Here is a 307-nt window from a genome sequence, read left to right as displayed (position 1 = left end):
CAAAGGATATACGAAGACTACTGGCCCTTTGAGATGCACAAGGAGCTTGCGGAAAAGTTCCGCAAGCAAGAGCGCATCGAGAGGTGCGAGGTGGTCAAGGACTTCACGAACAGCAAACCTAAAGATGGAGAGTCCATCTGTGCTCATGTGCAAAGAATGCAAGGTTACGTGGAGCGGCTTAGAAAGCTTGCGATGCCTGTACCGGAGGAGTTGGCCGTTGACATAGTGCTTAACTCCCTACCGAGTTCTTATGACCAGTTCAGGCTGGCTTATCATTTGAACAACAATCATGCTAACCTGACTGAGT

At 49.2% G+C, this 307-nt stretch carries 1 protein-coding gene; it reads left to right on the top strand.

From position 1 onward, the window contains the following. Positions 1-33: 33 nt before the first annotated feature. On the top strand, positions 34-307 hold a 274-nt coding region (locus HX793_RS30925; protein WP_178905633.1), incomplete at its 3' end, for a gag-polypeptide of LTR copia-type domain-containing protein.

The sequence above is a fragment of the Pseudomonas reactans genome (assembly GCF_013387025.1).
Lineage (GTDB): Bacteria > Pseudomonadota > Gammaproteobacteria > Pseudomonadales > Pseudomonadaceae > Aquipseudomonas > Aquipseudomonas reactans.
This window is presented reverse-complemented; position numbering and strand designations above follow the sequence as displayed.